The organism is Phyllobacterium sp., assembly GCF_037994405.1.
Lineage (GTDB): Bacteria > Pseudomonadota > Alphaproteobacteria > Rhizobiales > Rhizobiaceae > Phyllobacterium.
On sequence record NZ_JBBNAN010000400.1, the window covers coordinates 1 to 8,023 of the forward strand.

Below are 8,023 nucleotides of genomic sequence, written 5' to 3' on the forward strand. Positions count from 1 at the left end.
ATCGGGGGGACGTCTTGGGCGCGATCGAGTTTTTCAGCCGCGAGATCAGGCAGCCCGATCAGGAGTTGCTCAACATGCTGGCTACCATCGGCAGCCAGATCGGTCAGTTCATCGAGCGCAAGCGCGCCGAGGTGGAATTGCGCGAGTCGGAACAGAATTACCGCATGTTGTTCGAATCGATTGACGAGGGTTTTTGCACAATTGAAGTTTTGTTTGATCAGGATGAAAAGCCGGTCGATTATCGCTTTTTGCAAATCAACCCGTCGTTTGAACGGCAAACGGGGATCAAGAATGCCGTCGGCAGACGGATGCGCGAAATCGCGCCACGGCACGAAGAACATTGGTTCGAGATTTACGGCAGGATCGCCCTCACCGGAGAGCCGATGCGCTTTGAAAATGAAGCCAAACAACTCGGACGCTGGTATGACGTTTACGCCTTCCGGGTCGAAGACCCCAAGCGCAGACGCGTCGGAATCCTTTTCAACGACATCACCGAGCGCAAGCGGGCGGAAGCTGAAGCACGAGACAGCGAGTACCGTTATCGCGAAGTGCAGGCGCAGCTGGCGCACGCCAGCCGCGTCGCGACGATGGGGCAGCTTACGGCTTCGATTGCCCATGAAATCAGACAACCGATCGCTGCGGCAGTCACCAACGCACAGGCTGGGTTGCGCTTCCTGGGCGCTCAACCGCCAGATCTGGAGGAGGTTCGGCAGGTGCTCGGTGCTATCATCAGCGACGGCATGCGAGCCAGCGACGTCATCGGCCGTATCCGGGCCCTCATCAAGAAGGCGCTTCCGCGGAAGGAGGACCTGGAGATCAACGAGGCGGTGCTTGAGGTCATAGCCCTGACCCGTGCCGAAGTTTTGAAGAACGGCGTCTCGGTGCGGACGCAACTCGCGGAGGGCTTGCCACTCATTCGAGCAGATCGGGTCCAACTGCAACAAGTGATTTTCAACTTGATCAGCAACGCCGTCGAAGCGATGAGTGGCGTCGGCGAGGGGGCGCGGGAGTTGCTGATCAGTACCGGCAGAAATGCTTCGAACGGCGTACTCGTCAGCTTGCGGGATTCCGGTCCGGGACTGGATCCGAAGAGTTTGGACCGCCTGTTCGAGGCGTTCTACACCACCAAGGCCCAGGGCATGGGCCTGGGCCTGGCCATCAGCCAGTCGATCATCAAAGCGCACGGGGACGGCTGTGGGCCAGCGCAAACGAGCCTCAGGGGGCGGTATTCCGGTTCACTCTCCCGGCAGACGAGGACGAGGCCACTCCCGCCGAGCACGCGCGAAACGCCGATGCTATGATGGGGTGGACGGGCACTGTAACCTTAACTTGCCGGTCATACCGATGACGGACAATGCGTGATGACCAACGTTCGTGACCAGCTCTATCACCGCCATTGTTTTCCTGCCGAAATTATCGCCGAAGCGGTATGGACCAGATGGAGCGGCGTCTGCGTGGCCGGCGCTCATCCAGCAGCCTTCCAACCGCCTTTGACCTGATCCTTTCGCGGCCGATCGTGTCCGCCGCGATGATTGCCAAAGCGGCGAGAGTCACGCCGCGGGGAGCCCTCAACCTGATCGCCGAACTTGGGGTCCGCGAAGTAATGGGGAGGGGACGATATCTGTTGTCGACGCCACGCCGACGGGCAACCTCCGCGACTGCGTTACCTGGAAGCCTTGCTTCCTCTATAATCCGCCATTTTCTCCTTTCTCGTCCAACTACGTCGACGACCCGACGACCCGGCTCCCGCTCTCCATCACTCCCTGACGTGGAACCCTGCCTAAGTGTCCACTTAATTCTTGGTGGCACTTATCCCACTTGAACGTTCGCTCCGATACGGCCACCGGATCTTTTGCGCCGGAGGCAAATCACGGCTGCGCTCGGGGTAAGTCTGCAACGACAAAGCTTGGGGCATTGTTGCTACCAGTGGAGGTCAGGCGTATTCTGGTGAATATATTGCTGAGAATCTTTATCTGGATATTCTTGAACATCAGTTCATTGGGAGGTCGTGTTATGTTGCGAAGCAGCACAGCAATTATCGTAGCTGTTGTCCTCGTTTTGTTAGCGTGGAAGCTGGTACTGGCATTCATGGTACACCAATAGTAAGCCGCCCCTCCACTCTTGGTGGTTAACAATGATCTTCCTTGCTCAACAAAATGTCTCCACCAATAGTCGGTGCATCGTAAATTTAACGTTGGCTTGATTTGAATGTGGGATAATCGGGCGTGACCCAGCCTTCCCGTGATCGGCTTTATCGTCGCCATCGGTTCCCTCCGAGATCATTGCGTACGCGGTATGGCTCTACTTCCGGTTTCCTTTGAGCCTGCGCATGGTAGAGGATTTACTGGCCGCACGCGGTGTCATCGTTTCTCACCAAACCGTGCGGTCATGGGCGGAAACGTTCGGGCGTATTTTGCCAATAAGATTCGATGCGCACTGTATTTAATGGAGCCTTCCTCAAAGTGTGTCGTGTTTGCTAAACCAGCTGGCCGTTCGCTGGCAGCACATTAACAAGCTTGCGCCGTTCCAAATTCGCGGCGGTGGCCTCTTAGTTCCGCGCCTGCTGGCGATACCGGCGCGCATAAGATCAATATTGAAGGCCGCACAACTGGCGCTAGTCAGAAACGCTGACGTAACGTTCATGTGACAACATCTTCGGCCGATATGAGATCCCTTCTATTGGCCAAGAATCCTATAGCTAGGCAGAGCGTCCTTTTCTTTCAGATAGGCAATCCTTGATAACTGATCGTAATTGACGATTGGGCGCCTGCAGTTGCGATGGTAACCGATTTGACAGTTACGTCAGGCGTGGACGAAGAGCATTGTCGGGGTCAGGCCATGGAGGAGATCGTGATGAAGGCATTTAATGTCGCAGTTGTGGTCGTTGCTGCAGCCGCATTGCTTTCGGCTTGCGCAACAAACGAACAGGACCGGCGTGCTGGAACGGGCGCTGTAGTGGGTGCTGGTGTGGGCGCAATTGCCGGTCAGGCTATTGGGAAAAATACGAGAAGCACGGTCGGAGGCGCCGCCGGTGGTGCGCTTCTTGGAGCGGTTGTTGGTACAGCATCAACGCCTAGCCAAGGCCGAAATCAATGCCGGTATCGGCGTAACGACGGCACCATCTACGTTGCACCCTGTTAGGGCAGACGCAATCAAGGCTGAGCCGCCGAAAAGAGCAGTATTTGAAGCCATGCGATTATTATAAGCCAGTCTCGGCAGTCACTCATGTCATGATCGACAACGGTCCCTGCGACCAGGCAGACCGCACGGCAGCCTAAACTCAAAGCCGCCAATCAGCCGCGTCGCTCAAAACCGGGACAACCTGTTGAGGCTCCACGACAAGAGCCATTGGGCGAAAACTTGTTATAATGCGTTGGAAGCGCATACCAGGTCGTGAGTGGACCGGGGTTTTCCACACTACTGTCTGGGATTCTTCATGCCTGATGATATTGACAAGCAATTAAAGAAACTTGGTGTCAACGTCGGCGCGTTCACAGTGATGATTTTATTCGGTATTGCTGTTGCGGTCGGAATTGCGTGGCTCTTGTACTAGCGTGGGCGGCGGTTGCTCTGCTCTCTGACGCACCGCGACTGCGGTACAGATGGCATTCCTGTTGGATTTTTCGAAATCGCCGAATACACTACTTAGTCCTCCAATCCAACCATTGGCCGCGTTTGGCAGTCGTATATCTGCATGCGCTCGCCCGATTGGGGTGCGTGCTAATTTAAGATATCTTCCACCGCGGTAGATAATCAGAAGTCATTTTAAAATGTGGTGGCAGAGTCAATGCAAGCGTTTTACGCTTTACCCAATACTTCGGAATTCGGAAAAATGGCATGAAATTCAGTATTGATCCCCGTCGTGGTGATATTGAGGACGACGCCTCCAGTCCGAAGAGCCAATCGATGCTCGCGCTGGCGGGCAGTCTCCTCGTCGAGCTGAGCTTTCCAAAGTTGATCGTGGCGTGGATATTTCTTCTCATCCTTCCTGGCCTTGCGTTAGGGCTCGCTCCGATGATCGTATCCGCCTGGATCAACATGGTATCCGGAAAAATCACATCTCCATTTTCCGGTCTCTGGCCCGCGTCTGCGCTTGTATTGCTCGCCCTTGCCGCCTGGTATGGATGGCGTGCTTTGTTTAGGCTCGTGGAAACAAGTTTTTGGTCGCTTGCTTCACTTGTTGTCCAGCCTGCATATACGGCTTGCCGTGAAGGGGTCCGACATCTTGTTGAACTCTTCTTTCCTGAAGGAAGTACCACTGCATCGAGCCGGGCGCAGATTAGGTCGGTCACGTCGATAGTGGCCGGCGTCGTGATCTGTTGCTTTTCACTTATAATACTCCATGCAATCTGGCCAAAGGCCGAGCTCTTTAGCGACATCCGTGAGATCGGATCTTTCAAGCAACTGATCACCGTGGCGCTTGCCAACAGTGTTGTCTTCGTGAGCGGATATCTCGCGGCGGGTGCTCTGATATGGGCCGTTGCTGATGGAACGATGGATCAGCCTCTAGATCTGGAAAGCTTTGACGTTGCCCCAACCAATGGCAAGACATGGCGAATAGCCCATCTATCGGATATTCACGTTGTCGGCGAACGTTATGGCTTCAGGATTGAAAGCGGGAGAATGGGTCCGCAGGGCAATGAACGGTTGGGCAGGGTACTGGATCAAATCGAGAGAATTGATGCTCGCCAACCGCTCGACACAATTCTGATTACGGGAGATATGACGGACGCAGGTCGTTCCGCCGAGTGGTCTGAATTTACGGATCTACTAGCCGCCCACCCGCGTCTGGCGGATCGCATCCTGATGATTCCGGGCAATCATGATCTCAACATCGTCGACCGTGCCAATCCCGCTCGTATGGAACTCCCCACTAGCCCAAACCCAAAGCTTCGGCAAATCCGCGCATTGAATGCAATCGCGTCGTTACAAGGCGATCGCGTTCGCATCGTAGACCACGCAAAGACAAAAATTGGCGGAACCCTTAACGAGGCGATGGCTCCGCATTTTGTAAAGTTGGCGCGGTTTTCTGATACTGCTCGGCCATTTCTGTTCAAGGATTTGAGCGAAATCTGGAACACGCTCTTTCCGATGGTGCTACCGCCAGACAAGGAAGACGGACTGGGGATTATCTTGTTGAACTCAAACGCGCCCACACATTTTTCCTTCACCAATGCATTGGGAACGATTTCGGCGGAGCAGTTGCGAGGAATAGAAATCACCATTGCACAGTATCCCCGTGCGGGCTGGATCATCGCCCTTCACCACCATGTTGTCGAATATCCTCGGGCTGCAAAGGCACTGTCTGAGCGCGTCGGGACCGCTCTGATCAATGGGAACTGGTTCGTTCGCCAGCTGAAACCGCTCGCCAACCGCGCCGTGCTTATGCACGGTCACAGACATATCGATTGGATTGGCCGCTGTGCCAATCTGGTTATCGTTTCGGCCCCTTCCCCTGTCATGGAAGCAACGATGACCTACCTACCTATTTTTATGTTCACACCGTTGCTGTTACGGATACAGGGCGTCTCATGCTTTTGGCGCCTGAACGGGTCGAGCTACCGGGTGACGCGGTTAAGCGGCGCCAACACCACCCAACCAATTCTGGTTACTAAGTCGGCAAACGAATTCAAGGGCACAGTTTTCTGCGCGGGCGCAGCGATAACGGTATAGAAATAATGTATCGCGGCATCCATCATGGCAGTCTGGTCGACACGAGCCCTTGCACGGAGCATTTACCCGAACAGCAAGATCGACGAGCTCTTGCCATGGGCCTACATCCGCGTCCCCGAACTCAAGGCCGTGGCCTGAGAACACCGCTTAGGATCCTACGAGCACGGTCAGGCTCAATCTGTCGCTGCGGCCTCCAGTCTGGCGATATCGAATTTCACCATAGAGCACCGCTTCGGCGACGCGTTTGGATTGCCGCGATCAAGATCGCTCATCAGTTCACCTAGCCGCCTCGGCAGGTGTGAACTCACTCGGGATAAGTCTCAACACCCTCCGGCCCCGGCTTGTTGAAAAGGATGAATACCAGGGGGTTGCCGGGCTCGCACATTGCATCGCTGCGCTGGCCCGTTATCTCTCCGGCCACGCCGCTTGCATACTCCGCAACCACCTCGCCGAAGCTATCGCGCTGGATGGCAACCTTCTGTCCGGCTTCGACCTTGTCGTTGAGTTTGACCAAATGCTCAACGAGCCCGCCAGCCGTGGCCAGGATCGGGAACGCGCTGTTACCGACAAAGACAGTCACGTCCTTGCCTGTACGTCCCATTGGCCCGGCAACGATGCCGTGATGCTTGAGGACGTTCATCGTGCCTTCAGTAAACATCGAGATCATGTCGAAGTCCAGGACGCGCGCAGCGCCGATCTCCGGCGTGAAGGACGGGATGCCCACGTCCATAAACGCGTTGTGCAGGACACCGGGATATACATGATTGTCGAAGATCTGGCCGACGGGATAGAGCTCCACCATCGCCTTGACCTCGGGCACATCCATACCGCCGATATTAAATGCGGTGACTTCGAATCCGGTTGTCCCGGTGTGGAAGTCGATCGCGAAGTCGGCGTTCGGCCGGAGGAGCCGGTTGAACAGAAGCCAGGCGTGCCGGCTGGGTGCGGTGGCGCCGTTCTCATTCCCGGGCCACTCCCGATTCATATCGATCAGATCAATGCCTCTGCCCTGGTTGGGCCATCTGCGCTGCATGCATTCCATGGCTGGGCGGGACACGTCCGTGACCGCCATCACTGTGCCCGACATCTCCGCTGGAACGAGCTGGTTCATCACGGTCTGGACCGTATGCACAGAACTCATCTCGTCGCCATGCACGCCACTGGTCAGGACGCCGCGCTTGCCCGGCTTTGCTCCCTTGGCGACCGTCACAGACACATACCAGTACTGTCCGGTCGGCATCTCAACGCCCTGAAAATACAAAAGGTGCTTCTTACCGTGCTCCAGGTCGCCAACGTCGAGCGCGCTGACGACCTTTTTGCCTTCGATCACATCGCCGGTATAAACCGTCGCTGATGGCGCACCCGGTGCTGGGCTGGCAGAGGAAGTCGCCGAGTCCTGGGCGTCCGCAGTGCCAGCATTGGCCGCGAGGGCGGCGGCCGCGGCGCCGACCGTGGCAATGGATGCCACTATTAGATCACGGCGAGCGATGCCTTTTTTAGGTTTATCCGACATGACTAGGGTCTCCTTATGTCGTGTGGAAAGCTAAATTCGAATGATAAATGTATAGACTTTCGTCACTAACTGCCCGCGTTCGATAAAAATATAAAAGTAAATGATCGTGAATCTACTTCGTGATGACGTCCTTGTCATGGCTGGTCCGAATCGGGAAGGCGAGGAGCTGTAGCCGATGATGAACGATTGCGAGGAGTCTGACGCTTTGGCGAGGAAAGTGGAACAGGTTGGCGGCAGGATCGTGGATGGAAACGAAACGCCGAAGCTGTTGCGTTGACTTGAAACGCTTCATCATTCGTTCTCGTCTTCGGATGGGTTGACGTGAATTCTCGGCCCGATTGTTGAGGCCTTTGTGTGAGCGATGCTCCACACTCGGCATGACCTGCCGTTTCGCGGCGTTGTATGATCAAAGTTTGTCAGTGATCATGACGCGCGGCACGTGGCCCTGCTTTTTGAGAAGCTTGCGCATCAAGCGCGTTGCTGCCTTGGCATTTCTGCGGCTTTGAACATCGATAACGAAGCCTTCCTGATCAACAGCTCGCCAGAGCCACCGTTTCTTGCCCGCAATTGTAACAACGACCTCGTCGAGGTGCCACTTGTCACCAAGTCGGCCGACCGACCTTCGCCGGATCTCGTTGGCGAAGCACCGTCCGAATTTCTCTGCCCATGCTCGTATCGTTTGATGGCTAACAATGGCCCCGGGCGGCCAGCAGTAGTCGCGGGGGGCACGCGGAAGCCATCTCAGAAACAGGTTGTGCGTCGTCAGAATGGTAGCCGAACCAACGCAACACCAATCAGGGATCCCTTCGACCTTCAGAGACTGAGCAGTCGGCCGCC

4 protein-coding genes and 5 pseudogenes are annotated in these 8,023 nt (G+C 55.8%); 7 read left to right on the plus strand and 2 right to left on the minus strand.

Going from position 1 to position 8,023, the window contains the following annotated elements; genetic code table 11:
- Positions 1–164: 164 nt before the first annotated feature.
- The 7 genes and pseudogenes from AAAC48_RS22105 to AAAC48_RS22135 all read left to right on the plus strand — a co-directional run.
- Positions 165–458, plus strand: a pseudogene (locus AAAC48_RS22105) (PAS domain-containing protein); the annotation flags it as partial.
- A 12-nt stretch (positions 459–470) separates the two neighbouring features.
- Positions 471–1,348 (plus strand): annotated as a pseudogene (locus tag AAAC48_RS22110) (ATP-binding protein); the annotation flags it as partial.
- Between the two features lie 13 nt (positions 1,349–1,361).
- Complete coding sequence (locus AAAC48_RS22115; protein ID WP_340656259.1) at positions 1,362–1,499, plus strand: hypothetical protein; 138 nt, start codon at positions 1,362–1,364, stop codon at positions 1,497–1,499.
- Positions 1,436–1,621 (plus strand): annotated as a pseudogene (locus AAAC48_RS22120) (helix-turn-helix domain-containing protein); the annotation flags it as partial. The gene AAAC48_RS22115 and the pseudogene AAAC48_RS22120, both read left to right, overlap by 64 nt.
- 604 nt (positions 1,622–2,225) lie before the next feature.
- Positions 2,226–2,392 (plus strand): annotated as a pseudogene (locus AAAC48_RS22125) (IS6 family transposase); the annotation flags it as partial.
- A 461-nt stretch (positions 2,393–2,853) separates the two neighbouring features.
- Positions 2,854–3,141, plus strand: coding sequence for a glycine zipper 2TM domain-containing protein (locus AAAC48_RS22130; RefSeq protein WP_340656256.1), 288 nt, complete (start codon positions 2,854–2,856; stop codon positions 3,139–3,141).
- Between the two features lie 873 nt (positions 3,142–4,014).
- Positions 4,015–5,673 carry a metallophosphoesterase gene (locus AAAC48_RS22135; protein ID WP_340656257.1) on the plus strand — a complete coding sequence of 553 codons (1,659 nt, stop codon included), beginning with the start codon at positions 4,015–4,017 and terminating at the stop codon, positions 5,671–5,673.
- Between the two features lie 304 nt (positions 5,674–5,977).
- On the opposite strand, the gene AAAC48_RS22140 is transcribed toward AAAC48_RS22135, so the two are convergent.
- On the minus strand, positions 5,978–7,186 hold the full coding sequence (locus AAAC48_RS22140) for a succinylglutamate desuccinylase/aspartoacylase family protein (protein WP_340656258.1): 1,209 nt from the start codon (positions 7,184–7,186) through the stop codon (positions 5,978–5,980).
- A gap of 220 nt (positions 7,187–7,406) precedes the next feature.
- Positions 7,407–7,937: pseudogene (locus AAAC48_RS22145) on the minus strand (IS6 family transposase); the annotation flags it as partial.
- Positions 7,938–8,023 lie beyond the last annotated feature (86 nt).

Coding starts and splice junctions, on each gene's coding strand:
- AAAC48_RS22115 (WP_340656259.1), top strand. CDS start 1,362: ATGACCAACGTTCGTGACCAGCTCTATCACCGCCATTGTTTTCCTGCC.
- AAAC48_RS22130 (WP_340656256.1), top strand. CDS start 2,854: ATGAAGGCATTTAATGTCGCAGTTGTGGTCGTTGCTGCAGCCGCATTG.
- AAAC48_RS22135 (WP_340656257.1), top strand. CDS start 4,015: ATGATCGTATCCGCCTGGATCAACATGGTATCCGGAAAAATCACATCT.
- AAAC48_RS22140 (WP_340656258.1), bottom strand. CDS start 7,186: ATGTCGGATAAACCTAAAAAAGGCATCGCTCGCCGTGATCTAATAGTG.